The sequence below is a fragment of the Streptomyces sp. NRRL S-37 genome (assembly GCF_000721605.1).
GTDB lineage: Bacteria > Actinomycetota > Actinomycetes > Streptomycetales > Streptomycetaceae > Streptomyces.
Genome location: NZ_JOIZ01000021.1, coordinates 1 through 23,854, shown reverse-complemented (window position 1 = coordinate 23,854; position 23,854 = coordinate 1). Strand labels below are relative to the sequence as shown.

16 protein-coding genes and 3 pseudogenes are annotated in these 23,854 nt (G+C 72.9%); 12 read left to right on the top strand and 7 right to left on the bottom strand.

What is annotated here, in order from left to right:
- Positions 1–7: 7 nt before the first annotated feature.
- The 4 genes and pseudogenes from IH50_RS0128710 to IH50_RS0128690 all read left to right on the top strand — a co-directional run bounded on the left by IH50_RS0128710 (position 8) and on the right by IH50_RS0128690 (position 4,357).
- Complete coding sequence (locus IH50_RS0128710) at positions 8–1,357, top strand: carbohydrate ABC transporter permease (protein ID WP_030868481.1); 1,350 nt, start codon at positions 8–10, stop codon at positions 1,355–1,357.
- A complete protein-coding gene (locus IH50_RS0128705) occupies positions 1,354–2,256 on the top strand; it encodes a carbohydrate ABC transporter permease (protein ID WP_030868478.1) in 903 nt (300 codons plus the stop codon). Before IH50_RS0128710 ends, IH50_RS0128705 begins: the two co-directional genes overlap by 4 nt.
- A gap of 105 nt (positions 2,257–2,361) precedes the next feature.
- Positions 2,362–2,603: pseudogene (locus IH50_RS0128700) on the top strand (CDP-glycerol:glycerophosphate glycerophosphotransferase); the annotation flags it as partial.
- 200 nt (positions 2,604–2,803) lie between these two features.
- Positions 2,804–4,357 (top strand): membrane protein, encoded by a 1,554-nt coding sequence (locus IH50_RS0128690; RefSeq protein WP_030868473.1) that lies wholly within the window; start codon positions 2,804–2,806, stop codon positions 4,355–4,357.
- On the opposite strand, the gene IH50_RS0128685 is transcribed toward IH50_RS0128690, so the two are convergent.
- A complete protein-coding gene (locus IH50_RS0128685; protein ID WP_030868470.1) occupies positions 4,347–4,760 on the bottom strand; it encodes an organic hydroperoxide resistance protein in 414 nt (137 codons plus the stop codon). The two genes, IH50_RS0128690 and IH50_RS0128685, sit on opposite strands and share 11 nt — an antisense overlap.
- A gap of 136 nt (positions 4,761–4,896) precedes the next feature.
- Here IH50_RS0128685 and IH50_RS0128680 point away from each other — a divergent pair, with 136 nt between their 5' ends.
- The 3 genes from IH50_RS0128680 to galE all read left to right on the top strand — a co-directional run bounded on the left by IH50_RS0128680 (position 4,897) and on the right by galE (position 8,113).
- Complete coding sequence (locus tag IH50_RS0128680; protein WP_030868467.1) at positions 4,897–5,394, top strand: MarR family winged helix-turn-helix transcriptional regulator; 498 nt, start codon at positions 4,897–4,899, stop codon at positions 5,392–5,394.
- Between the two features lie 78 nt (positions 5,395–5,472).
- Complete coding sequence (locus IH50_RS0128675) at positions 5,473–7,074, top strand: glycosyltransferase family 2 protein (protein ID WP_030868464.1); 1,602 nt, start codon at positions 5,473–5,475, stop codon at positions 7,072–7,074.
- A gap of 55 nt (positions 7,075–7,129) precedes the next feature.
- Positions 7,130–8,113 (top strand): UDP-glucose 4-epimerase GalE, encoded by a 984-nt coding sequence (gene galE, locus IH50_RS0128670; protein WP_030868462.1) that lies wholly within the window; start codon positions 7,130–7,132, stop codon positions 8,111–8,113.
- 95 nt (positions 8,114–8,208) lie between these two features.
- On the opposite strand, the gene IH50_RS0128660 is transcribed toward galE, so the two are convergent.
- Positions 8,209–8,853, bottom strand: a complete 645-nt coding sequence (locus tag IH50_RS0128660; RefSeq protein ID WP_030868459.1) for a dihydrofolate reductase family protein — start codon at positions 8,851–8,853, stop codon at positions 8,209–8,211.
- Positions 8,854–8,883: 30 nt separating this feature from the next.
- Between IH50_RS0128660 and IH50_RS43350 the strand changes: the two genes are divergently transcribed.
- Positions 8,884–9,051, top strand: a complete 168-nt coding sequence (locus tag IH50_RS43350) for a hypothetical protein (protein WP_199822154.1) — start codon at positions 8,884–8,886, stop codon at positions 9,049–9,051.
- A gap of 104 nt (positions 9,052–9,155) precedes the next feature.
- Here IH50_RS43350 and IH50_RS0128650 read toward each other — a convergent pair whose 3' ends face one another.
- Positions 9,156–9,782, bottom strand: a complete 627-nt coding sequence (locus IH50_RS0128650; RefSeq protein WP_030868456.1) for a TetR/AcrR family transcriptional regulator — start codon at positions 9,780–9,782, stop codon at positions 9,156–9,158.
- Between the two features lie 145 nt (positions 9,783–9,927).
- Here IH50_RS0128650 and IH50_RS42770 point away from each other — a divergent pair.
- The 4 genes and pseudogenes from IH50_RS42770 to IH50_RS0128625 form a co-directional block, all read left to right on the top strand.
- A pseudogene (locus IH50_RS42770) lies at positions 9,928–10,284 on the top strand (ABC transporter permease); the annotation flags it as partial.
- 23 nt (positions 10,285–10,307) lie between these two features.
- Positions 10,308–10,863 (top strand): annotated as a pseudogene (locus IH50_RS38055) (ATP-binding cassette domain-containing protein).
- A 91-nt stretch (positions 10,864–10,954) separates the two neighbouring features.
- Positions 10,955–13,156, top strand: a complete 2,202-nt coding sequence (locus tag IH50_RS0128630) for a CDP-glycerol glycerophosphotransferase family protein (RefSeq protein ID WP_030868450.1) — start codon at positions 10,955–10,957, stop codon at positions 13,154–13,156.
- A complete protein-coding gene (locus IH50_RS0128625) occupies positions 13,153–14,820 on the top strand; it encodes a glycosyltransferase family 2 protein (RefSeq protein ID WP_030868448.1) in 1,668 nt (555 codons plus the stop codon). Before IH50_RS0128630 ends, IH50_RS0128625 begins: the two co-directional genes overlap by 4 nt.
- A 136-nt stretch (positions 14,821–14,956) precedes the next feature.
- Here IH50_RS0128625 and IH50_RS0128620 read toward each other — a convergent pair whose 3' ends face one another.
- The 4 genes from IH50_RS0128620 to IH50_RS0128605 all read right to left on the bottom strand — a co-directional run bounded on the left by IH50_RS0128620 (position 14,957) and on the right by IH50_RS0128605 (position 23,464).
- Positions 14,957–16,483: a hypothetical protein gene (locus tag IH50_RS0128620; RefSeq protein WP_030868446.1), complete on the bottom strand. Its 1,527-nt coding sequence runs from the start codon at positions 16,481–16,483 to the stop codon at positions 14,957–14,959.
- A 122-nt stretch (positions 16,484–16,605) separates the two neighbouring features.
- A complete protein-coding gene (locus tag IH50_RS0128615) occupies positions 16,606–21,552 on the bottom strand; it encodes an NAD-glutamate dehydrogenase (RefSeq protein ID WP_030868444.1) in 4,947 nt (1,648 codons plus the stop codon).
- A 687-nt stretch (positions 21,553–22,239) separates the two neighbouring features.
- Entirely contained in the window at positions 22,240–22,911 is a 672-nt protein-coding gene (locus tag IH50_RS0128610; RefSeq protein WP_030868442.1) for an HAD family hydrolase, read from the bottom strand.
- 46 nt (positions 22,912–22,957) lie between these two features.
- Complete coding sequence (locus tag IH50_RS0128605; RefSeq protein WP_030868439.1) at positions 22,958–23,464, bottom strand: DUF6912 family protein; 507 nt, start codon at positions 23,462–23,464, stop codon at positions 22,958–22,960.
- Between the last annotated feature and the right edge of the window lie 390 nt (positions 23,465–23,854).

The following is a 23,854-nucleotide window of genomic DNA, read 5'->3' as shown; positions in this document are numbered from 1 at the left end:
TCCGGCGATGGCGTCGGACACCGCGGCAGGGGCACCGAAGGCGGCCCCTGCCGCTCCCAAGTCGCGCAAGAGCGTCACCGGCACCCGCACCACCGTGGCGGCGCTGTTCCTGCTGCCCGCGCTCGTGCTGCTCGGTGCGCTCGTGGTCTACCCGATCGGGTACTCCGTCGTCCGCAGCTTCTACGACCAGTCCGGCGACGGCTTCGCCGGAATCGACAACTACCGGGCCCTGTTCACCGACGACGGCATCCGCACGGCCCTGAAGAACAACGTCGTCTGGGTGGTGTTCGCGCCGACGATCGCGACCGCGCTCGGTCTGGTCTTCGCGGTGCTGACCGAACGGGTGCGCTGGGGAACGGCGTTCAAGCTGGTCGTCTTCATGCCGATGGCGATCTCGATGCTGGCCGCCGGCATCATCTTCCGCCTGGTGTACGACCAGGACCCCGACAAGGGCGTGGCGAACGCGGTGTGGGTGGGGGTGCACGACACCTTCGCCCAGTCGTCGGCGTTCCCGAAGGCGCACCCGGGCCGCGAGTCGCCGCTGGAGCCGGCCGGCGGGGGCGCGTTCATCACCAAGGGGACGGTGAGCACCGGTGGGACGGTGACGCTGCCGCTGGTCGGGGTCGCCCCCGACCTGATGCCGGACGAGGCGGAGCGGGCGGCGCCGCCGGAGCCGGAGGACGACCGGATCACCGGCACCACCTGGCAGGACTTCACCCGCGGCAAGGGCGTCGGCACGCTGAACGGCGTCGACGCGGCCGAGCTGGGCTATCCGGGGATGCGGATCGAGGCCGTCAAGGACGGCGAGGTGGTGGAGACGGCCACCGCGGGCGACGACGGCGCGTTCTCCTTCTCCTCGAAGGCCGACGGGGCCCGGCTGCGGCTTCCGGCGGGCAACTTCGCCGAGCCGTACAACGGCCTCGACTGGCTCGGCCCGTCGCTGGTCACGCCGGCGATCATCGGCTCGTACATCTGGATGTGGGCGGGCTTCGCGATGGTGCTGATCTCGGCCGGGCTCGCGGGGATGCCCCGGGAGCTGCTGGAGGCCGCGCGGGTGGACGGCGCGAACGAGTGGCAGGTGTTCCGACGGGTCACGGTGCCGCTGCTGGCGCCGGTCCTCGCGGTCGTCACCGTCACCCTGATGATCAACGTGCTGAAGGTGTTCGACCTGGTCTTCATCATCGCGCCGGGCTCGTCCCAGGACGACGCGAACGTCCTCGCGCTGGAGCTGTACCGCAAGGGCTTCGCGTCGGACCAGCCGGGCATCGCCAGCGCGATCGCGGTGTTCCTGCTGCTGCTCGTCATCCCGGTGATGTGGTTCAACGTCAGGCGGCTGCGGCGGGAGGTGCGGCGATGAGTGCGGACACCGGCGGCGTCACCAAGGCGGTCCCCGCCGTCAGGGCCGAGCGGTCGCTGGGCTCCCGGCTGAGCGAGTGGGTCAGCGGCGGACTGGTCCGCGTCTTCCTGATCGTGGTGGGCCTGTTCTGGCTGGTCCCGACGGTCGGGCTGCTGCTGGCCAGCCTGCGCACCCCGCAGGACATGGCCGCCGACGGCTGGTGGAAGGTGTTCACCGAGCCCTCGCAGCTCACCTTCGGCGCCTACGAGACGCTGCTGGAGAACGACGACATCACCGGCTCGCTGCTGAACACGGTGTACATCACCGTCCCGGCGACCGTGCTGGTGGTGGTGATCGGCTCCCTCGCCGGGTACGCCTTCGCCTGGATGGAGTTCCCGGGCCGGGACTGGTGGTTCCTGGCCGTGGTGGGGCTGCTGGTGGTGCCGGTGCAGGTGGCGCTGATCCCGATCGCCGAACTCTTCGGCAGCATCGGCCTCTTCGGTTCCGTGGCCGGTGTGGTCCTCTTCCACGTCGGTTTCGGCCTGCCGTTCGCGGTGTTCCTGCTGCGGAACTTCTTCGCGGAGATCCCGAAGGAGCTGCTGGAGGCGGCCCGGCTGGACGGTGCGGGCGAACTGCGGCTGTTCGTACGGGTCGTGATGCCGCTGGCCGGTCCGGCCATCGCCGCGCTCGGCATCTTCCAGTTCCTGTGGGTGTGGAACGACATGCTGGTCGCGCTGATCTTCACCGACTCGGGGAGCCAGCCGATCACGGTCGCCCTGCAGACCCAGGTACGGCAGTTCGGCAACAACATCGACGTCCTGGCACCCGGCGCGTTCATCTCGATGGTGGTTCCGCTGGTCGTGTTCTTCGCGTTCCAGCGGCAGTTCGTCTCCGGTGTGATGGCGGGCGCGGTGAAGTAGCGGGAACACGAAAGAAGTTGAAGGGGCGGGCCGTCACGGGTCCGCCCCTTCGTGTGACGGGCGTCCCCCGGATGCCGCAGGGCGCGTAACCAAAAGGTCTACTGCCACGACTTCGTCGCGCGGGTGTTCCGGTTCGTCGACGCCCGCCCGGAGCTCGCGCACTGGCGTCCCTTCCCGCACACCAAGACGGGTGAGCACTGCCTCGACATCCTCTCCAAGCCGGACCGGCTGCCGCCGTCCGGCAAGGGCGAGTTCTTCCGCCGTACGGCCGAGAGTTCCGGGCGCGCCGGCCGGAGGGTGTGACGGTCCCGGTGGAACTGCGGGTGCCGGAGGGGCACAGGACACGGGCGGGGCTGGTGCTGGTGGGGGTGCCGCTGCTGCTGGAGCCGGTGGTGCGGCGGGTGGTGGTGCCGGCGCAGGGGGCTCCGGTGGAGCCGGCGCGCTGAACCGTCGTATCACTCGATGAGGTGAGGCGAGGTCATGTCGTCGACCTCGCCGGGAACATACGGCAGATGCCCGAGACGCTCCCCTTCTCCCTCACCGCCCGATGAGCTCCGGAGTCCTCGTCCGGCCGGCCGTGCGCGGTGCCACGGCGCTGCGCGGCGGCGGGACCTGGCGTCCCTCCCCGTACCAGTTCTTCGGCTTCCTGTTCTGGCTCCTGATGTCGCTGGCGTACTGGAGGGTGCCGCTGTGCTGCGACGCCGGGCAGCACGCGGCGGTCGTCGAGCGCCTCAAGGACGACCTGCTGAACCCCCGGCATCCGATGGCGGACCTGCCGGGGGCGGGCAGCCCCTCCTACTCGCCGTTCGCGCTGGCGCAGGGCGTGGCGGCCCGGCTGACGGGGCTGGGCGGCTGGGAGGTGCTCAGGCTCACCGGGCCGCTGAACCTGCTGGTGCTGCTGACCGGGATCGGCCGCTTCGTGCGGGTGCTGACCCCGCGCCCCTGGGCGCCGGTGCTGGCGCTCGGCGCGATGACGCTGCTGTGGGGAGTGGAACGGGCCTGGTGGAGCGGCTACCTGAACCTGATGTCGATGACGGGCAACCTGGCCTACCCGTCGGCGTGCGCGATCGGGCTCACCTTCTGGGCGTGGGCGCTGACGGGGGCGCGGGCCCGGAACGCGGGGGCCGTGCGGTACGTGGGGCCGGGCGGGCTGCGCCCGGTCCACGGGTACGTGGTGCTGGGCACGCTGTACGGGCTGGTCCTGCTGGTGCACCCGATCACCGCGGTCGCGGCGGCGCTGGGTGCGGTGGCACTGGTCGCCGGCTGGCAGCGGCGGTGGGGGGCCGCGGTCGCCGGGCGGTGGGCGGTGACCGGGGCGGTGGCGCTGCTGACGGCCGCGTGCTGGCCGTACTTCGACGTGTTCGCGCTGACCGGGGACGACAGCGTGGACGCGCTGCACCGGCGGCTGTACCTGGACCTCGGCGGGCGGTTCGGGCTGGCGCTGCTCGGGTTGCCGGCGCTGTGGCTGCGGGCCCGGCGCACCTCGTGGCGCGATCCGCTGGTGCTGATGTTCGTCCTGGACTGCCTGGTGGTGGCGTACGGCTGGGTCGGCGGCCACTACACCTACGGCGGGATCCTCGGGCTGACGCCGGTGCCGCTGCAGTTCGCGCTGGCGGTGGAGCTGGCGGCGCCGCGGCCGTGGCCGGTGCGGCGGCGGCTGCTGGGCGGGGCCGCGGCGGCGGGGGCGTGCGCGGCGTTCCTGACCGTGCACGCGGGGGCGGTGGTGCCGGCGGGCTTCGCACGGCCGCCGGACTGGCCGTCGTACGACTGGGCCGCGCGGTACATCGGACCGGGCGAGGTGGTGATCACCGACGGCTACCACGCCGTCCACGCGCTCGCCGGGTACGGCCCGAACCTCGCCGCGCCCGCCTGGCCGGACGCCTCGCTGGACGAGGCGGAGCGGCTGCGGCGGGCGGCCGACGTGCGCGCGTATCTGGACCCCGGTGCGACCCGCGCGGAGCGGGCCGCGGTCGTCCGCCGGTACCACGCGCGCTGGCTGCTGCTGACGCCCGCGCAGCGGGTGCCCGAGGAGGCGGTGGTGGTGGCGTGGAGCCGGCGGACGGGGGAGGTGCTGGCGCGGGTGCCGGGGACTACTCGATGACGAGGTCGACGGGGATGTTGCCGCGGGTGGCGTTGGAGTAGGGGCAGACCTGGTGGGCCTGCTCGACCAGCTTGCGGCCGGTCTCCTCCTCGATGCCCTCGGGCAGCTCGACGCGCAGCGTCACCGCGAGCGCGAAGCCCTCGCCCTGCTTGCCGAGGACGACCTCGGCGGTCACCGCGGCGTCGCTGACGTCGACCTTCGCCGCCCGGCCGACCACGCCGAGGGCGCTGCCGAAGCAGGCCGCGTACCCGGCGGCGAAGAGCTGCTCGGGGTTGGTGCCCTGGCCGTTGCCGCCGAGCTCCACGGGGGCGCTCAGACCGAGGTCCAGCTTGCCGTCGGAGGTGACGGCGCGGCCCTCGCGGCCGTGGGTGGCGGTGGCGACAGCGGTGTAGAGCGCGTCCATGGAAAGGACCTTCCCTCTCGAGTCGTGGCGCGGCCGGGCCCTTCGGTTCGGTGGGTCCGGCCGCCGTACGACCACAAGTAGAGCACGCAATTGAATTGTGCGCAACCAAATGGCCCGCGAGCGCTACCCTGGAGCCATGACAGCCACCCCGAGCCCACCCCCCGCGACGGCCCCGCTGCCGGGCGCCGCGGACGACTGGCTCCGCCTCGACCAGCAGATCTGCTTCAACCTGAACGCGGCCTCCCGCGCCTTCAACGGCGTCTACCGGGTGGTCCTCAAGGATCTCGGGCTCACCTATCCGCAGTACCTGGTCATGCTGGTGCTGTGGGAGCACGGCACGCTGCCGGTGAAGAAGCTCGGCGAGCATCTGCGGCTGGACTCCGGCACCCTGTCCCCGCTGCTCAAGCGGCTGGAGACGGCCGGCCTGGTGAGCCGGGAGCGCAGTGCGCGCGACGAGCGGTCGGTGGAGGTCCGGCCCACCGAGGAGGGCACCGCGCTGCGGGAGCGGGCCCTGGAGGTGCCGCGCCGGATCATGGCCGCGACCGGCTTCGGCATCGACGAGATCCGCGACCTCAGCACCCGTCTGCACCGGCTCACGGCGGCACTGGACACGGCGGTGGCGGAGGGCGCGTAACGGCGGCCGGCGTGCGCCGCGCGCGCCGAGCGTCCTCAATGGAGGCAGGAGCAGCCCCGTGACGCGCCCGAGGACGCCATGCAGCCCCCTCAGCCCCAGGTCTCCGTCGTCGTCATCGGCTACGACGACGCCGCCCATGTGACCGACGCCGTGCGCTCGGCGCTCGGGCAGGGGCCCGCCGTACGGGAGGTCGTCGCCGTCGACGACTGCTCGACGGACGGCAGCGCCGGCCTGCTGGACCGGCTCGCCGAGGGCGAACCCCGGCTGCGGGTGATCCGGCTCCCCGTCAACAGCGGCGGCTGCGGCACCCCGCGCAACACCGGGCTCGCCGCGGTGACCTCGCCGTACGTGATGTTCCTGGACAGCGACGACGTACTGCCGCCCGGCGCGGTGGACGCGCTGCTCACCGCCGCGACCGGGGCCCGCGCGCAGGTCGCGGGCGGCCTGTGCGTGCGCCGCGAGCTGCCGTCGGGGCACGAGGAACCGTGGGAGCCGGCCCTGTACGCCGCGCCCGCCGTGCTCGCCCGCCCCGCGCTGCGCCCGCGCCTGGTCCACGACACGCTGTGCGTCAACAAGCTCTACGACACGGCCTTCCTGCGCGCGCACGGCATCCGCTTCCCCGACGGCCGCTTCCCCTACGAGGACGTCGTGTTCACCGCGCGGGTGTGGGCCGCCGCCCCGCGCGTCGCGCTGGTCCCCGGCCCGGTGTACGTCTGGCACGTCCGCCGGTCCGCGCGGCGGCTGTCGATCTCGCTGGACCGCGCGGGCGTCGACAACTGGCGGGCCCGCACGCGCGCGTGCCGCACCGCCCACACGATCCTGCTGGACGCCGGGCAGAAACGGCTGGCACGCAGGGCGCGGGCCAAGTTCCTCGACCACGACCTGCGCATGTACGCCCGTGAGCTGCCGCTGCACGACGAGGAGTACCGGCGCCGGTGGTGGGCGCACACACGGGCGTTCCTCGCGGAGTACGACGCCGCCGACCGGGCCCGCGACCCGGTCGCCCCCGGCCGGCTGATCGGGCGGGTCGTGCTGGCCTCCCCCGAGCCGTGCGACCTGCCCCGGCTGCGGGAGCTGGCGGCCCGGCCGGCCCGGCTGTGCCCGCCGTACGCCCGCGCGGCGGACGGCACGCCCTGCTGGTCAACCGCCCTGCCCGGACTCACCCTGGAACACCTGCTGACCCGTCCCGTCCCCCTCCTCCCGCTCGCCGTGGACGCGGAACTGCGCCCCCGCGCGCACGGCCCACGGCTGCGGGTGCGCCTGCACGAGCTGTACGGCCGGGTGGCACGGGCCGGACCGGTGGCGGCGGAGGTGGAGTGGCGCCACCGGGACCGGGGCGGCGCCCGGGTCCGCCGTACGGTGCCGCTGCGGACGGCCGCCGACGGCACCTGGGTCGCGGAGACGACCGTGCGGCCGGACCGGCTGGCCACGCTCGGCACGGGCACCTGGGACCTGCGGCTGCGGGTGCGCTTCCGGGACGGTTCGAGCCGCCGGGTGACCGCGCACGCGCTCGCCGGGCCGGGCCTGCTGCGCCGCTGTGTGCTGCCGAGCCGGCGGCACGGCGTGGTGCTGGTGCGGCCGTACGCCACGCACTCGGGTGCGCTGGCCCTGCGCGTGGCGGCCGGGGTCCGCGGAATCGTCCCGGTATTGCGCGGAAGGCTGTGGCGCCTGCTTCACTGAGGGTCGACCTGTTCGATTGCGGAAGCACGGGCCAACGACGAGGGGACGGCCGTCCATGACCTGGTTGATCACCGGCGGCGCCGGCTACATCGGGGCGCACGTCGTACGGGCGATGACCGAGGCGGGCGAACGGGCGGTGGTGTACGACGACCTGTCCACCGGCCTCGCCGACCGGGTGCCGGACGGGGTGCCGCTGGTGGTCGGCTCCACCCTGGACGGTGAGCGGGTGGCGCGCGCCCTCGCGGACCACGAGGTCACCGGGGTCGTCCACCTGGCGGCGAAGAAGCAGGTGGCCGAGTCGGTGTCGCTGCCCCTGCACTACTACCGGGAGAACGTGGAGGGCCTGCGGGTCCTGCTGGACGCGGTCACGTCGGCCGGGGTCCGCTCCTTCGTCTTCTCCTCCTCGGCAGCCGTGTACGGCATGCCGGACGTGGCCCTCGTGACGGAGGAGACCCCGTGCGCGCCCCTGTCGCCGTACGGTGAGACGAAACTGGCCGGCGAGTGGCTGGTCCGCGCGACCGGCAGAGCGGCCGGGCTCTCGACGGCCTGCCTGCGCTACTTCAACGTCGCCGGCGCCGCCCGCCCGGACCTCGCCGACACGGGCGTCTCCAACCTCGTCCCCATGATCTTCGAGAGGCTGACGGACGGTCTGCCCCCGCGCGTGTTCGGCGACGACTACCCGACCCCCGACGGCACCTGTGTCCGCGACTACATCCACGTCGTCGACCTGGCCGAGGCCCATGTCGCGGCGGCCCGCGCGCTGCGCTCCGCCCCCGGCCGGGACCTCACCCTCAACATCGGCCGCGGTGAGGGCGTCTCCGTGCGGGAGATGATCGACCGCGTCAACGCCCTCACCGGCCACGACCTCCCGCCCGTGGTCGCCCCGCGCCGCCCCGGCGACCCGCCCCGCGTAGTCGCCTCCGCCGACCGCGCGGCCACGGAACTGGGCTGGAAGGCCCGCCACGACATCGACGACATGATCACCTCGGCGTGGGCCGGCTGGCTGCGCCTGCACCCGCCGACGGCGGCCCGCCCCTGATGCCGACCCGCACCGAACGCGCCCTGGGCGCCGTCATCGGCTCCGCCGTGGGCGACGCCCTGGGCGCCCCCTTCTAGTGCGGCCCCGAGGGCCGGTCACTTCCGCCAGAACAGGTGGTGGGTCACGCCGCTCGGGCTGGGCACGACCTCCAGGTGGTACCGGTCGCGCAGTTCGTCGGGGGACTCCCACAGGCGCAGTCCGGACCCGAGCTTCACCGGGGAGACCACCACGTGCAGGGTGTCGACGAGGTCCGCGTCGAGGAACTGCCTGATGGTGGTGACCCCGCCGCCGAGCCGGACGTCCTTGCCCCGCGCCGCTTCTCGCGCCCGCTCGAGGACCGCGGCCGGGTCGCCGGCGACGAAGTGGAACGTGGTGTCGGAGAGCGTGAACGAAGGACGCTCGTGGTGGGTCATGACGAACACCGGGGTGCGGAACGGGGGCTCCTCCCCCCACCAGCCGCGCCACTCGTGGTCCTGCCAGGGCCCGCGCTGGGGCCCGAACTTGTTGCGGCCCATGATCTCGGCGCCGATGTTGCGCGCGAAGTCCCGGGTGAAGTAGTCGTCGAGACCCCGGCTGCCCCCGGGGTCGGTGCGCATGGGCCAGCTCGCCGTGGCGCCGGCCCACGCGAACAGCCGCTCGGGATGCTCGAGACCGAACGGCAGCTCGAGGCTCTGGTTCTTGCCGGCGGCGATGCCGTCGCTCGAGACGTTGAAGTTCTGGACTCTCAGGAGCTGAGTCACGCGTTCCTCCCGTGTTGTCGGACAACAAGGGTGAGACTCCTCGGGCCGGGAAAAGTCATCGCCGCGTCACACGGCAGTGGCCGGGACCGGCTCGCCCGGTATGTCGTCTCCCTCTCCTACGGGATCGCCGTCCAGGCCGCGAGCGGCGTCGACCGCGACGACCTCCAGCAGGTCGCCGACACCACCCTGCTCAACTGACCTCCGGCGACCTCCGCGTGACCGTGGCCGGCCACCTTCACAACGGGCGCTGACAACGCCGTACGGCGGCGGGCAGAGGGGAGCTCAGGGCGCGAAGCGCCTCTTCACAGCGCCTTCAGCGCCTCCGCCGTCGCCCGGGTCAGCGCCTCCAGGTAGCCCTTCGGCGGCTTCGGGCCGCGGATGACCACCGAGCGCCAGTACAGGGGGCCCGAGATCAGGTCGAGGGCCAGGGCGTGGTCGGCGCCGGGACGGAGGTCGCCGCGCTCCTGTGCCGCCGCGACGATCCCCCGGGCGACGGAGTCCTGGCCCTCGCGCAGCGCCTTCTGCAGGGCCTCGGCGATCTCGGGGTTGCGGGCGGCCTCGGCCTGGAGGTCGGGGAGGATCTGCGAGGCGACGGGGTGGCGCAGGGCGCGGGAGGTGACCTCGTACAGCAGGCGCAGGTCGCCCTCCAGGGAGCCGGTGTCCGGCGCGGGCAGGCCCTGGACGGCGATCGCGGAGACCAGGTCGAGGACGAGGTGCAGTTTGGAGCGCCAGCGGCGGTACACCGCGGTCTTGCCGACGCCCGCGCGGCGCGCGATCCCCTCGATCGACATCCGCGCGTAGCCGGCCGCGGCCAGTTCCTCGAAGACGGCCGCCCGGATGGCCTCCGTCACGTCCTCGCGCAGTACGGCGGCCCCGGCGGGCGCCCTGCGGCGCGGACGCGGCTGGGGCTCGTCGGCGTTCGTCGTCATGCGGACAGCATAGGCCGATACCGTCACGACGAAACGGTTGCGTTCCGACGTTCTTTCGACTTACGCTCCCGTTGCGACGGTACGGTGCCGTTCCGACGTACGACCGGCCCGTCGCCACCCCCTCTCTCTAGCGAAAGCGCCGGATGTGAGTCAGGTCCTCCACACACCTCCCCCCGCACCGGGCGCCCCGGTACCCCCCGCCGAGACCGCCCAGTACAGCCAGGCCAAGCTCGGCCAGCTCTGGCAGGTGGCGACCCCGCTGCTGAACGCGGCCGTGTACTTCTTCATCTTCGGCCTGCTGCTGGGCGCCCGCCGGGGCATCCCGCACGACGTGTACGTGCCGTTCCTGGTGACGGGCGTGTTCGTGTTCACCTTCACCCAGAGCTCGGTGCTTGCCGGGGTCCGGGCCATCTCCGGGAACCTGGGGCTGGTGCGGGCACGTGTGGGCGTTCGCGGTGGGCTGGGCGCTGCTGGCCGGTGTGATCGGCTTCGTGTACTTCTGGAAGGCAGAGGAGAAATACGGCCGTGGCTGACAGCAGCGACACCAGGATCCCCACGGTCGTCGCCGACCGCGTCGACATCGTCTACCGGGTCAACGGCACCGGCGCCGGACGCGGCTCCGCCACCGCCGCCCTCAACCGCATGCTGCGCCGCAAGCAGGCCGAGAAGGCGTCCGGTGTGCGCACGGTGCACGCCGTGCGCGGGGTCTCCTTCGTGGCGTACCGGGGCGAGGCGATCGGGCTCATCGGCACCAACGGCTCGGGCAAGTCGACCCTCCTCCAAGGACCACGACGTCCTCCTCGTCGACGAGGCGCTGGCCACCGGCGACCGCTCCTTCCAGAAGCGCTCCGAGGCCCGCATCCGGGAGCTGCGCAAGCGGGCGGGGACGGTGTTCCTGGTCAGCCACAACAACAAGTCGATCCGCGACACCTGCGACCGCGTGCTCTGGCTGGAGCGGGGCGAGCTGCTGATGGACGGACCGACGGAGGACGTGCTCAAGGAGTACGAGGCGTTCACCTCGGGCAAGGCCACGGCCCGCAAGCCGCAGCCCAAGCCGAAGGCGGTACCGGTGTCCTCCTGAGGCTCACGCCCGCGCGGCCACTTCATCGTATTGATGCCAATATGACCGAAGAGGACCGTCCGGAGCGACGAGCAGCCGAAGGAGTCCCGCGATGCCCGAGCTCAGCGTCATCGTCCACGGGCCGAACACCCAGGACCACCTGACCGGCCTGCTCGACTCCCTCACCGACCGGCCCCTCCCGGACACCGAGGTCGTCGTCGCCGCCGTCGGCGACTGGGCCCACGAGACCGCCCGGCGGCACGCCCCGCACGTCCGGGTGCTGCCCCTGCCCGACGGCACGTCCGACGCGACGGCCAGGGCGGCGGGGGCGGCGCGGGCCGCCGGCCGCTGGCTGCACTTCGTCCGCGCCAAGGACGGCCTGCCGCCCGGCAGCACCCGTACCGTCGCCGAACGGGTCGCCGGGCTCCCCGCCGCCGTGGACGTCCTGCTCCTGGACCACCTGCGCGGCACCTGGCGCCGTTCCGGGCTCCCCTCGGCGGACGGCCCCCTGCTCGCCCGCGCGGGCCGCACCGACCTCGCCCTCGACGACAGCGCCTACCTGCTGCGCCTGACCCCGCTGCTCGGCACCCGCGTCCTGCGCGCCGGTTTCTGGCGGGCGCACGAGGAGCAGCTCACCACCGACGACGAACCGCACGCGGCCCTCGCCGCCCTGCTGCTCGCCGGCCGCATCGCCGCCCTGCCGCACATCGCCCACGAGGACCGCCGGCTGCGCCCCGCCGCCCTCCCGCCGCTCACCCCCGCACAGCACTACGCGCTCGTCGACCGCTACGAGAGCCTCCTCGACCTCGCCCGCGAACGCCCCGCCGTCTACACCGTGCTCTACGAGATCATGGTCCGTGACTGCCTGCGCGCCTTCACCCGCGGCGACATGCCCGAGGACGTGGCCCGGGAGTTCTTCCACCGGGCCTCGGCCGCCGCCCTGCGCCGCCGCCCCGAGGGCCACCGGCGCCCCGCCGGCCCCGAGGGCATCCGCCGCTCCCTGCTCGAAGAGGACGCCTACGGCAGATACCGCGCCTTCCAGACCGCCAACCGGGCCCGCCGCGCCGTGCGGTCCACCGTGCGCACCGGCCGGCGCCGGCTCGGCGCACAGGTCCGCGAGCAGCAGTACCGCAGGGCCCTGCGCCGCCCCGTCGACCCCCGCCTGGCGGTGTTCGCCGCCTACTGGAACCGCGGGGTCGCCTGCAACCCGGCCGCGATCGCCGCGAAGCTCGCCGAACTCGCCCCGCACATCCACCCGGTGTGGGTGGTGACCGCCGAGAACGCCGCCCTGCTCCCGCCCGGCACCGACCACGTCGTCCCCGGCACCCGCCGCTACTGGGAGACGCTCGCCACCGCGAAGTACCTCGTCAACAACGTCAACTTCCCGAACGCCGTGGTCAAACGCCCCGGCACGGTCCACCTCCAGACCCACCACGGCACCCCGCTCAAGCGCATGGGCGTGGACCAGATGCCGTTCCCGGCCGCCGCCCAGGGCCTGGACTTCGACGCGCTGCTGGAACGCGTCGACAAATGGGACTTCAGCATCTCCGCCAACAGCCACACCACCCGCATGTGGGAGAGGGCGTACCCGTCGCGGTTCGTCTCGCTCGATCACGGCTATCCGCGCAACGACGTCTACTACACGGCCGGCGCCGACGACATCCGCGCGGTCCGCGAACGCCTCGGCATCGCGCCCGGCCGCCGGGCCGTCCTGTACGCGCCCACGCACCGCGACTACGAGGCCGGCTGGACCCCGCGCCTGGACCTCGCCGCCCTCGCCGAACGGCTCGGCGAGGACACCGTGCTGCTGGTGCGCGGCCACTACTTCTACGACGGTGCCGCCTCCCCCGCCTCCCCGCCGGCCGGCCCGCGCCGCTCCGGCCGCGTCGTGGACGTCTCGTCCTACGACCCGGTGGAGGAGCTGTGCCTGGCCGCCGACGTCCTGGTCACGGACTACTCGTCGATCATGTTCGACTACGCCAACCTCGACCGCCCGATCGTCGTCCACGCCGACGACTGGGAGACGTACCGCACCACGCGCGGCGTCTACTTCGACCTGATGGCCGAGGCACCCGGCCCGGTGGCCCGCACCCAGGACGAGCTGACCGGGATCCTCACCACCGACGCCTGGCGCGACGACGGCGCGGCGAAGGCGCGGGCCGTCTTCCGGCGCCGGTTCTGCGAGTACGACGACGGCCGCGCCGCCGAACGCGTCGTGCGCCGGGTCTTCCTCGGCCAGGACGAGGCGTCGCTGCCGCCGGTGCTGCCGCTCGGCGAACGCACCCCGGCGCCGACCCCCGAGGAGGCGTCATGAACACTCCCCGGCTCCCCGACGTGACCGTCACGGTGATCGTGCACAACGACGCCGGACGGCTCCCCCGCGCGGTGGAGTCCGTGCGCCGCCAGACCCACCGGAACATCGAGATCGTCATCAGCGACGACCACTCCACGGACGACACCCCCCGGGTGGCGCGGGCGCTGGCGGCCCGCGACGGCCGTATCCGGTACCTGCGGCTGCCGGAGAACAGCGGCGGGTGCAGCGCGCCGCGCAACCGCGCCCTGGAGATCGCGCGGGCGCCGTACCTGATGTTCCTCGACAGCGACGACGAGCTCCCGCCGGAGTCGGTCGCCTCGCTGCTCGCCGCGCACCGCGAGCGCGACCTCGACTTCGCGATGGGCGCGGTGCGGCGGATCCGGGTGGACACCGGCCGCCGCTCCACCTGGATGCCGCACCTCGTGCGCGAACGCCGCACCCTGGACGGCATCGAGGCCGATCCGCGGCTGTTCTTCGAGCACCTGTCCACCGGCAAGATGTACGCCCGCGCCTTCCTCGACCGGCACGGCCTGCGCTTCCCCGAGGGCATCCACTACGAGGACCAGCTCTTCTCGGCCCAGGCGTACTGCCTGGCGAAGCGGTTCACGATCATCCCCGAGCCGGTGTACCTCTGGTACGTCGCCCCGTACGCCGGCTCCGGCGCCGCGTCCATCTCCAACCAGCGGCATCTGATCGGCAACGTCCGCGACCGGATCCACGTCCAGCGGCTGATCGACGCCTTCCTGGCCGAGAGCGGGCACGAGGGGCTGCGCGAGGACAAGGACCACAAGTTCCTGAAGCACGACTTCCGGATGTACGCGGGCGACCTGCCCTACCGGGACGAGGAGTGGCTGGCGGCCTTCGCGGACCTGGTGAACCCGTACCTGGAGACCCTGTCGCCGGGCGCGTACGCCCGGCTGCCCCGCGCCGAGCGGGTGGTGCTCCAGCTCGTCCGCGACCGGCGGCTGGCCGAGGCCCGGTGGGCGGCCCGGGAACTGGGGGACGGTGTCGCCCCGAGGGAGCTGACCACGGGCCCGGACGGCCGTACGTACTGGGGCGGGCGGGTCCCCGGGTCGGCGGGCGCCCGCCGCGAACTGGACCTGACCGAGCTGGAGCTCGGCACCCGCCCGTTCTCCGTCGCCCGGTTCCGCCACGAGATCACGGAGATTACCCGGGGGCCCGGGGCTTCCGTCGACCTGACCGTCCGCACCTACGACCCGGCTCTGCGCCTCCCGGTCGGCCCCCAGCGCGCGAGCCTGATCGTCTCCCCCGGCCGGCGCCGCCTGACCGTCCCCTTCCGGCTCTCCCCGGTCCGCCCCGGTGTCTTCGAGGGCCGCGTCCGTCTCGACCCGGCGACCGCGCGCCTCCCGCTGAGCGGCTTCACCGGGGTGCGTCACCCGATGGTCCGCCTGACCTGCCGGGGTCACGGCAACCGGGGCCTGCTCCTGGCCCCCCTGGCCTTCCCGTCCCTGACCGCCCGCGTCCCACGCCACCGGCTCACCATCGAACCCGAGGGCCACCCCCCGGGCCGCCTCCAGCTCCGCTGGCAGCCGACCGGCCTCACGGCGACCGTGCTGCACCCGGCGGCCCGCCGCATGGCCGTCCCCCGGGTACGCCGGGCGGCCCGCCTGATGGCGAGCATTCTCAGCCCGTCCGGCGCCTGATCTCCCAGCCCGTCCGGCGTTTGAGGACGAGGCCGTTCAGGCCGAAGGGGGGTCCAGGGGCGCAGCCCCCGGGGACGGGACGGGAAGGGGCGGCGGGGGCGAAAAAACAAACCGGCCCCCCACCCCCCGTCACAGCTCAGGGCACCGCATACAGCACCTGCCCCTCCGGCCCCCGCGCCACCTCCCGCAACCCGGCGGAGCCCAGCACACCACCCCCGTCGACCACCCACCGCACCCCGTACTCCCGCTCGATCCCCCGCCGCACGGACGCCGGCGTCCGCTCCCCGAAGTACACCCGTGTAGCCGCCCCCCGGCGCTCCTCGTCCGCCAGGAAGAAGCCGGGATACCCAGGAGCGACCGTATAGGCGCCGTACGCCGGTACCTGACGGGCCGCCCGCCCCTCCGCCATGACCACGTCCCCGTACCGCACCCACGGGGTGATCCAGTGATACCCCGTCCACGGCGGCCGGTACCGGCCCTCCACCACCGCCGGCAGGGCACCGCGCGGCACCACGTACCCCAGCACCCCCGCCTGCCCCCACCCCCCGACCAGCAGCCCTCCGGCCAGCAGGACCGTCCACCCGGCACGCAGCCCCCGCCGCCCCGCCCCCACCGCCTCCAGCGCCACCGCGAGCTGCGCCGGGATCACCACGGCCGGCAGCGCACGCCCCCACGCGTAGTGGCCGCTCACCCATCCCGCCCCCACGACCGCCACCGCCAGCCCGGCGAAGAGAACCAGCGGATCCCACCGGTCCCGCCGCCACCGCGGCACCAGCGCGGCCACCCCGAGCAGCACCAGCCCGTACCGCGCGACCGGATGCCCGTACAACCCCCGGTGCACCGCGTCCAGCCCGCCCCCCGCCGCGCCGAACAGCGCGAAGAAGTCGTAGTACGGCCACGCCCACAGCACCACCGCCCCCGCCGCCACCCCGGTACCGAGCCACGGCCACACCACGCGCCGGGCCCGCCCCGCCGCGAGCACCGTGGCGGCGGCACCCACCGTGGCCACGACCCCCGAGAACTGGTGGCAGAGCAGGATCACCCCCCACAGCGCCCCCAGTCCGGTCCACACCGGCCACCCGGCCCCCCGGCGCAGCGCTCCCGCCAGCCACGCCCAGAAGTGGAAGGCGAGCCCGAGCGCGAAGGTACTCGGATACGACACCGTCAGCGCGAGCGAGTGCAGCCCCGGGAAGCCGCTCCACAGCATCGGCGTCGTGCCCCACAGCAGCAGCAGGCTCAGCAGGGCGAGCGCGGGCGCGGCCCGGTGCGCGCTCAGCGTCCGCACGTACCGCCGTACGCCCGTCACCAGCAGCGCCAGTCCGGCGACGGCGGCCAGCCGCAGCACCACGAATACCGAAAGACCCGGCCACCGGGCGACGGCACCCAGCAGCAGCGTCCACGGCGAGTAGTACGGGCTCGGCGTGTCCGCGTCGACCAGCGGGTCGCCGGGGTCGAGCGGGCTGTGCCGCAGCCGCTGCACGGTCGCCGCGTGCACGCCCAGGTCGCCGGCCCACGGGAGCCGCACGATCACCAGGACCATCAGGACGAGAACGAGTCCGGCGACGGCCAGGGCCGCGGTCCGGCCGACCACCGCCGGCCGGACCGCGGCACGGCGCGCACCGGCTTCCCCCGGTGGAGCGGACGGCAAAAATCGGACAGTCACACATAAACCCTTGCCCGGAACGGCGCCCCCGCACCGGATCCCCGCCGATGCCCACCCAAGGCACCACAACACGAGGGCGCCCCGGGCCCGACACGGCCCGGGGCGCCCTCACACGTCCGCGTCTACGAGTGCGACCGCAGCAGCGTCCGCATCGTCCGCATCGCCACCGACAGGTTGGCGAGGTCGAACGCGTCGGAGCCGTGGATCTCCTCCAGCGTGGTACGGGCCCGGCCCAGCAGCGCCGCGTTCTTCCGCTCCCACTGGGTGAAGCGCTGCTGCGGCGTCGAGGAGCCGTTGCCCTCCGCCAGCACGTCCGCGGTCACCGCCGCGTGCGCCGCGTACAGGTCCTCGCGGATCGCCGCGCGGGCCATGGACTGCCAGCGGTCGGCGCGCGGCAGCTCGATGATGCGGTCCATCAGCTGGGTGATGCGCAGCCGGTCACCGAGGTCGTAGTACACCTCGGCGACGTCCAGCGGCTCCTTGCCCGTCCGGTCGGCCACCGACACGATGTCGAGCGTCGGGAAGGCGGAGGAGAACCCGGCGACCCGGGTGGCCAGCTCGTCGGGGACACCGGCGCCGCTCAGCTCGTCGTAGATCTTCTGGTACCAGTCCAGGTCCGCGCCGCGCAGCAGCTTCGGCAGCTGGGACCAGACCTGCTCGACGCGCTCGGCGAAGAACTCCACCGTCTCCGCGAGCTCCAGCGGCTGCGGCCGGTTGTTGAGCAGCCACCGCGTACCGCGCTCCACCAGGCGGCGCGAGTGCAGCCGGATGCGGGTCTGGACGTCCGCGTCGACCGTGTTGTCGAGCGCCTCGACCCCGTCCCACACCACCGAGGCGCGGAAGATCGCGCGGGCCGCGGTCTGCGCCCGGACGATCTCCTCCAGCGACGCGCCGGTCTCCTCGCGCAGCCGGTGCAGATACGTCGTACCGCCCGTGTTGACCGTGTCGTTGACCAGCACCGTCGTGGTGATCTCACGGCGCAGCGGGTGGGTGTCGATCCGGTCGGGGAACTGCTCGCGCAGCTCCGTCGGGAAGTACGCGTGCAGCAGCACCTTCAGATACGGGTCGTCGGGCAGCGAGGTGGCCAGCAGCTCCTCGGCGACCGTGATCTTCGTGTACGCCAGCAGCACGGCCGTCTCCGGACCGGTCAGACCCCGCCCGGAGGCGAGCCGCTCGCGGATCTGGCGGTCGGTGGGCAGGAACTCCAGGGCCCGGTCCAGCCGGCCCTCGCGCACCAGGTGCTTCAGGAACCGCTGCTGGGCGTGGACCATGTCCTTCGACTGCGCCAGCGCGTTGGCGATGGCGGTGTTCTGCGCGTAATTGTTGCGCAGCACCAGCCGGCCGACCTCGTCGGTCATCCCGGCGAGCAGCTTGTTGCGCTGCTTCACGGTCATGTCGCCGTCCTTGACGAGACCGTTGAGCAGGATCTTGATGTTCACCTCGTGGTCGGAGGTGTCCACACCGGCGCTGTTGTCGATCGCGTCGGTGTTGATCCGGCCGCCGTGCGACGCGAACTCGATGCGGCCGAGCTGGGTGCAGCCCAGGTTGCCGCCCTCGCCGACGACGGAGACCCGCAGGTCCTTGCCGTCGACGCGGATGGCGTCGTTGCCCTTGTCGCCGACGTCGGCGTTGGACTCGGTGGAGGCCTTGACGTACGTGCCGATGCCGCCGTTCCACAGCAGGTCCACCGGCGCCTTGAGGATCGCCTTCATCAGGTCGGCCGGGGTCATCTTGGTGACGCCGGGCTCGATGCCGAGGGCCTCGCGGATCTGCGAGTTGACCGGGATGGACTTGGCGCTGCGCGGGAAGATCCCGCCGCCGGCCGACAGCAGCCCGGTGTCGTAGTCCTCCCAGGAGCTGCGCGGCAGCTCGAACAGCCGGCGGCGCTCGGCGTAGGAGACGGCCGCGTCGGGGTTCGGGTCGATGATGATGTGCCGGTGGTCGAAGGCGGCGACCAGGCGGATGTGCTCGCTGAGCAGCATGCCGTTGCCGAACACGTCACCGGACATGTCGCCGATGCCGACGACCGTGAAGTCCTGGGTCTGGGTGTCCACGCCCAGCTCCCGGAAGTGCCGCTTCACGGACTCCCAGGCGCCGCGGGCGGTGATGCCCATGCCCTTGTGGTCGTAGCCCGCGCTGCCGCCGGAGGCGAAGGCGTCACCGAGCCAGAAGTTGTACGACTCGGCGACCTCGTTGGCGATGTCCGAGAAGGTCGCGGTGCCCTTGTCGGCGGCGACGACCAGGTACGTGTCGTCCTCGTCGTGCCGGACGACGTCCGCCGGGTGCACGACCTCGCCGGCCACCATGTTGTCGGTGATGTCGAGCAGTGCCGAGATGAACGTCCGGTAGCTGGCGATGCCCTCGGCCAGCCAGGCGTCGCGGTCCACGGCCGGGTCGGGGAGCTGCTTGGCGACGAAGCCGCCCTTGGCGCCGACCGGCACGATGACGGTGTTCTTCACCATCTGCGCCTTGACCAGGCCGAGGATCTCCGTACGGAAGTCCTCCCGGCGGTCCGACCAGCGCAGACCGCCGCGTGCGACCTTGCCGAAGCGCAGGTGCACGCCCTCGACGCGCGGCGAGTACACCCAGATCTCGAACGCCGGGCGCGGCGCCGGGAGGTCGGGGATGGCCGTCGGGTCGAACTTCATGGAGACGTAGTCGTGCGGCACGCCGCCGCTGGTCTCCTGGAAGAAGTTGGTGCGCAGCGTCGCCTTGATGACGGTGAGGAAGGAGCGCAGGATGCGGTCCTCGTCGAGCGAGGCGACCTGGTCGAGGGCGGCGTCGACCTCTTCGAGGAGCGCGTCCACCAGCTCGTACCCGGCGCGCTGCCGGTCCGGGGACATCCGCGCCTCGAAGAGGGAGACGAGCAGCCGGGTGGTGTGGACGTTGTGACGGAGGGTGTCCTCCATGTAGTCCTGGCTGAAGGTGGAGCCCGCCTGGCGCAGGTACTTGGCGTACGCCCGCAGCACCACGGCCTGCCGCCAGGTCAGTCCGGCGCTGAGCACGAGGGCGTTGAAGCCGTCGTTCTCCGCCTTGCCGGTCCAGGTCGCCGCGAAGGTGTCCTGGAACCGCTCACGGGCGTCGTCACCGAGCTGGTCGGCGCCGGCTCCCTGGGGCATCCGCAGGCCGAAGTCGTAGATCCAGGCCACGCTGCGGTCGGCGCAGCGCAGCTCGTACGGCCGCTCGTCGACGACCTCGACGCCGAGCCGCTGGAGCACCGGCAGCACCTCGGACAGGGAGACGGCCTCCCCCTTGCGGTAGATCTTGAAGCGGCGCTCCTGGGCGCCCGCGCCCACCGGTTCGTACAGGCTGAGCGCGAAGTCGCGCTCCTCGCCGAGCTCCTCGATGCGGACCAGGTCGGCGACGGCGCTGCGCGGGGTGTGGTCGGCCTTGTAGCCCTCGGCGAAGGCGCCGGAGTAGCGGCGCAGCAGCTCGGCGGCGCGCTCCTCGCCGAACTCGGCGTTCAGCGCCTCGGCGAAGCCGTCGGCCCAGGAGCGGGCGGCCGCGACGAGGCGGGCCTCGATGCGCTCCTTGTCGGCGTCGGACAGCTCGGGCAGTTCGGTGCCCTGCGGGACGCGGACCACGAAGTGCAGCCGGGAGAGGACCGACTCGGTGTTCCAGGCGGTGAAGTCGACGCTGATGCCGCCGAGCTCCTCCTTGAGGATGTCGATGATCCGCAGCCGGACGCCGGTGGTGTAGCGGTCGCGCGGCAGGTAGACGAGGGCGGAGTAGTAGCGCCCGTACTCGTCCTGGCGCAGGTAGAGCCGGAGCCGGCGGCGCTCCTGGAGGTAGAGCACCGAGGTCACGATGGACTGGAGCTCGCCGGCCGGGGTCTGGAACAGCTCGTCGCGCGGGTAGGTCTCCAGGATCTGGAGCAGGTCGCGCCCGTCGTGGCTGTGCGGCGAGAAGCCGGCGCGCTCCAGGACCTCCTCGACCTTGCGGCGGATCACCGGCACCCGGCGCACGGACTCGGTGTAGGCGGCGGACGAGAACAGTCCGAGGAAGCGGCGCTCACCGACGACGTTGCCGTCCGCGTCGAACTTCTTGACGCCGATGTAGTCCAGGTACGACGGCCGGTGCACGGTGGCCCGGCTGTTCGCCTTGGTCAGCACCAGCAGCTTGTGCTCGCGGGCCTTGGCGCGGGCGTCGGCGGGCAGCCGCTCGAAGGAGGGGCTGACCGGGTGGCTCTCGTCGGTGACGTGGTGCGGGTCGGAACGCAGTATGCCGAGGCCGGTGCCGGGGACGGCGGCCAGCGAGTCGTCCTCGCGCAGCTGGTACTCGCGGTAGCCGAGGAAGGTGAAGTGGTCGTCGGCGAGCCAGCGCAGCAGCTCGCGGGCCTCCTCGACCTGCGGTGCGGGCAGGTCGGCGGGAACGGGCTCGCCGGGCAGCGCCTCGGCCAGCGCGGTCGCGGCCTGACGCATCTTGCCCCAGTCCTCGACGGCCTCGCGGACGTCGGAGAGGACCCGCAGCAGGTCGGCGGTGATCTGCTTGAGGTCGCCGCGGTCGGTCTCGCGGTCGATCTCCACGTGGATCCAGGACTCGACGTGCGCGTCGTGCGGCAGGTCGCGGGTGTCCTGGGGGAGGTCGCCGCCGACGGGGGCGGTGAGCACCTCGATCAGCTTGCCGGTGACGTCCCGGCGGACCACGACCTGGGGGTGGATGACGACGTGGATGCCGCGGCCCTGGCGGGTCAGCTCGTTGGTGACGGAGTCGACCAGGAAGGGCATGTCGTCGGTGACCACCTCGACGACGGAGTGGCTGCAGGTCCAGCCGTTCTCCTCGACGGTCGGGGTGTGGACACGGACGTTGGCGGTGCCCTGGGGGCGGCTCTCGGCGAGCCGGTAGTGCGAGTAGGCGGCGCCGAAGAGGTCGACCGGGTCGCGGTCGGTCAGGTCCTCCGGGGCGGTGTGCAGGTAGTAGCGCTGGAGGAACTCGAGCACGGTGTCCCGGTCGGGCATGCCCTTGTCCGTCGTCCCAGTCGGCAGTTTCCCCCCGGCCGGGCTGTTCTCAGCTACCCGGGCCGCCCTTTCGAGCAGCTCGGCCTTGGCTTCGTCCAGCTTGGTCTGCATGGTCCTCTGGCTCCTGTCGCGCGCCGTTGCGTGACGTAGAAGGAAGTACGGTCTCCGACCTCGTGGTGCGGTGGTACGACACGGGGTGTCCGGTCTGTGCCGACGCTATGCCGTGAGGTGGGAGGAGCGGGGGCTTCTCGGCCGAATTCGATGCGCCCGACGGGTGTGACGTCGCTCTCTGCGACGCCTTTCCCCGGGAGGTGCGCCGCGCCCCGGGTGCCCTCTTGGCCCCGTGCCGCCCGCGAAGACCAGCGGCCGTCGCCCGGTCACGGATGTCGTCCGTGCTCTCCGGGCGCACAGCAGGGACACCGAGGTCCCCGCGAGCTATCGCGCTGATCACGCCACCAAGGCTATCGCCCCCTACAGGCCCCCCGTCATGAGCCGTATGTGTACAAAACCAGGTCGCGAACTTTGACGTTCTGCACAGTGCACCGCCGCAGCTGCGGGCAGTCGTGCCGCTGGGGCTGCGGGCAGCCGCACCGCTCCTAGCTGCGGGCAGTCGTGCCTCCCCCAGTGCCTTAAGGGCCTGGGAGGTACCCCCAGGGCGGCACGGGTGGGCGATGGGGGTCCCCCCGCTCGAGCGAAGCCGAGAGTGGGGGAGGCACCCCGTAAGCGCCGGGCTGCGCAACACCCCCCGGCCCAGCCCCACCCCGGCACCCGCTACAGCGGCCCGAGCCCACGTCAGCGTCAGGCCGCGGCCGCCAGCCGCTCCGCCTCCGCGACGGCCTCCCGCAGGGTGTCCACCACCGGCACCCCCACCGCCTCCAGACTGGCCCGCCCATGCGACCCCCCGGTGTACAGCACCGCACGCGCCCCCGCGTGCAGGGCCGCCACCGCGTCGTCCGCCGCGTCACCGATCACCACCGTGCGCACCGGGTCGACCCCGGTCAGCGCGGCCAGGTGACGCACCATGTGCTCCGCCTTGCCGCCCCCGGACGGTCCGGTCCGCCCGTCGACCCGTATGAAGTGCGCCTCGATCCCGAAGCCCCGCACCAGCGGGATCAGGTCCTCGTGCCCGTACAGGCTGAGGATCGACTGGCTGCGGCCGGCCGACGCCCACTCCGTCAGCAGCTCCTCCACGCCCTCGGCGAGCCCGCACCGCACGTGGTGCTCCGTGTAGTGGCGGTGGAAGGTGGAGTCCATCAGCTCCCACTCGGCCGCGCTGGGCAGCCGCCCCATCAGCCGCTCGTAGAACTTGGGCACCGGCACGCAGTACAGCTCCCGGTACCGCTCCAGCGTGAGCGGCTCCAGGCCCAGCTCGGCGAAGGCCGCGTTCGTCGCTCCGATGACCGCGTCGACGTCGTGGAACAGCGTGCCGTTCCAGTCCCAGACGATGTGCGCGTCCGTGTGCATCCCCATGCCCGAAAACGTACCCGCCCTCACTGACAATGAGGAGACCCGCAGGTCAGCCCACCAGGTTGGGGATCTCCTGGGTGGCGTACCAGAGCAGTTCGTGGTCCTCCGCGCCGTCCACCGTGTACTGCGCGTCGTCGTCCCCGGCGTCCGCCGCGGGCAGCGCGTCGGCGGCGGCCGCCACGTCCGCCTCCGCGTCCGCCGCGTCCACGTGCACCGCCGCCGCCTTGGCCAGCCGTACGGCGCCGGCGACCCGCACCTCGCCGAGGGCGGCCGGGTCGAGGCCCCGGTCGGGGTCGGTCGAGGCGGCGTCGTCGGACACGTCCACGGCGACCACGACCCGGCGGCGCGGCGCACCGGCGTCCGCCGCCAGCAGCCGCAGGGAGGCCAGCGCGGCGCGGCTGAGCGCGGCGTACTCCAGCTCTTCGATGTCGTCGGAGAGGTACCACTCGCGCAGCGCGGGCGTCACGGCGTACGCGCGGAACGGCCCGTCGCCCAGCGCGCCCGTCCGGTACGCCTCGGCAAGCCCGGGAAGGGTCAGGGGGACGTAGACGCGCATGGTAGGCCGCTTTCGTGTGATCGGGGCTCCGGAAGGGCTTTCAGGATACGTGCGGGCGTCCCCCATCGGGTCCCCGCCCACACCCCCGGCCGCGTCCACCCACGTCCGGGAATTCACCCGGCACGCCCGTGTGATCACGGGGCCGGGACCCCCTGAATCACCCTGATAAGTGAATTCCCCCGCCCTTCCGGCCCGCCCTCAGCCTCCTTGCCACCGCACCGCATGCCCCCGTACAAGATCCCCAACCACGAAGTTACCGCCCGGTACAGCCCCGGCCGCTCCGGGCCCGTCGAACGGGGTCCCCCATGCGCAAGGTCATGACCAGAGCCCAGCACCGCTCTCTTATACACATCTCCGAGCCCACGAGACAGGCAGAAATCTCGTATGCCG

What these genes read in the sequence shown, in the direction of transcription:
- IH50_RS0128675 (WP_030868464.1), top strand. Translation starts at nt 5,473, where the DNA reads ATGCAGCCCCCTCAGCCCCAGGTCTCCGTCGTCGTCATCGGCTACGAC.
- IH50_RS0128690 (WP_030868473.1), top strand. Translation starts at nt 2,804, where the DNA reads ATGAGCTCCGGAGTCCTCGTCCGGCCGGCCGTGCGCGGTGCCACGGCG.
- IH50_RS0128650 (WP_030868456.1), bottom strand. Translation starts at nt 9,782, where the DNA reads ATGACGACGAACGCCGACGAGCCCCAGCCGCGTCCGCGCCGCAGGGCG.
- IH50_RS0128710 (WP_030868481.1), top strand. Translation starts at nt 8, where the DNA reads ATGGCGTCGGACACCGCGGCAGGGGCACCGAAGGCGGCCCCTGCCGCT.
- IH50_RS0128630 (WP_030868450.1), top strand. Translation starts at nt 10,955, where the DNA reads ATGCCCGAGCTCAGCGTCATCGTCCACGGGCCGAACACCCAGGACCAC.
- IH50_RS0128680 (WP_030868467.1), top strand. Translation starts at nt 4,897, where the DNA reads ATGACAGCCACCCCGAGCCCACCCCCCGCGACGGCCCCGCTGCCGGGC.
- IH50_RS0128615 (WP_030868444.1), bottom strand. Translation starts at nt 21,552, where the DNA reads ATGCAGACCAAGCTGGACGAAGCCAAGGCCGAGCTGCTCGAAAGGGCG.
- IH50_RS0128625 (WP_030868448.1), top strand. Translation starts at nt 13,153, where the DNA reads ATGAACACTCCCCGGCTCCCCGACGTGACCGTCACGGTGATCGTGCAC.
- galE (WP_030868462.1), top strand. Translation starts at nt 7,130, where the DNA reads ATGACCTGGTTGATCACCGGCGGCGCCGGCTACATCGGGGCGCACGTC.
- IH50_RS0128610 (WP_030868442.1), bottom strand. Translation starts at nt 22,911, where the DNA reads ATGGGGATGCACACGGACGCGCACATCGTCTGGGACTGGAACGGCACG.
- IH50_RS0128705 (WP_030868478.1), top strand. Translation starts at nt 1,354, where the DNA reads ATGAGTGCGGACACCGGCGGCGTCACCAAGGCGGTCCCCGCCGTCAGG.
- IH50_RS0128685 (WP_030868470.1), bottom strand. Translation starts at nt 4,760, where the DNA reads ATGGACGCGCTCTACACCGCTGTCGCCACCGCCACCCACGGCCGCGAG.
- IH50_RS0128605 (WP_030868439.1), bottom strand. Translation starts at nt 23,464, where the DNA reads ATGCGCGTCTACGTCCCCCTGACCCTTCCCGGGCTTGCCGAGGCGTAC.